The organism is Mycobacterium sp. E1715, assembly GCF_001667625.1.
Classification (GTDB): domain Bacteria; phylum Actinomycetota; class Actinomycetes; order Mycobacteriales; family Mycobacteriaceae; genus Mycobacterium.
The window spans coordinates 1-1,197 of the sequence record NZ_LZJJ01000161.1 but is presented as its reverse complement, the minus strand read 5'-3'; the positions used below and the strand labels follow the sequence as shown (position 1 = coordinate 1,197).

The 1,197-nt window shown below is 71.5% G+C and carries 1 protein-coding gene; it reads left to right on the top strand.

Annotation, left to right across the window (positions count from 1 at the left end; all coding sequences use genetic code 11):
• A partial coding sequence (locus A9X03_RS08950; protein WP_156746512.1) for an SDR family oxidoreductase occupies window positions 1-1,197 on the top strand: 1,197 nt, incomplete at both ends.

The following is a 1,197-nucleotide window of genomic DNA, read 5'->3' as shown; positions in this document are numbered from 1 at the left end:
CGGCTGCACCACCCCCTGGCACCACACCCGCCACTGGATCGACATCGCGTCCGCCGCCCCACCGGCGTTGCGGCCCAACAGTCCCCGCGCTGCGACGGACACCCGCTCTGCGCGAAGGGGCAACGGCACCCCGATCGATGACTGGTCCTATGGGGTTGCCTGGCCCGTGCGACCGCTCCCCGATGCTCCGCCACCCGGCGGCGGTCGATGGCTGGTCGTGGGCGACACCGAGCTGACCGGCGAACTGGACCGCGTCGCCGGGTCCCAAATCGGCATCGAGGGCCTGGAGTCCGGCGCCCTCGCCGACGAAGAGGCACTGCACGGGGCGCTCAACGGTGTCGACCGCGTGCTCTACGCGCCGCCCGCCTCCGGAACGTCGGTCGCGGTCGCCTATCAGCTGTTCCACCACACCCGCCGGCTCACCGCGGCCATGGCGGCCGCCGCCACGCCAGCGAAGCTGTTCATCGTCACCCGCAACGGCCAACCGACCACCGAGGGCGACCGCGCCAACCCCGCACACGGGGCGCTGTGGGGCCTGGGACGCACCCTCGCACTCGAACACCCCGAAATCTGGGGCGGCATCATCGACTTCGATGAAGCCGTACCCGCCGAACTGACCGTGCCCCGGCTGCTGGCCGAAGCCGCCGGCACCGACGGCGAGGACCAGGTCGTCTACCGGCAGGGCCTGCGCCACGTCCCGCGATTGCAACACCGCGCCCTGCCCACCCAAGCCGTCACGTTGGACGGCGGCGCCTGCCAGCTGGTCATCGGCGCCACCGGAAACATCGGCCCACACCTGATCCGCGAACTCGCCAGGATGGGCGCAAAGACGATCGTCGCCGTTTCGCGCAACCCCGGTTCGCGGCTCGACGAACTGACCGAAAGCCTTGCCGCGGCCGGGACCACGCTGGTCACCGTCGCCGCCGACGCCACCGACGAGACCGCGATGGCCGCGCTGTTCGACCGGTTCGGCGCCGACCTGCCGCCCCTGGAGGGCATCTACCTGGCTGCCTACGCCGGCGGCCCAGTGCTGCTCGACGAAATGACCGACGACGACGTCACGGCGATGTTCGCGCCCAAGCTCGACGCCGCGGCGCTGCTGCACCGCCTGACCCTGACCACACCGGTGCGCCACTTCGTGGTGTTCTCCTCCATCTCCGGCCTCACCGGTTCGCGGTGGCTGGCCCACTACACCGC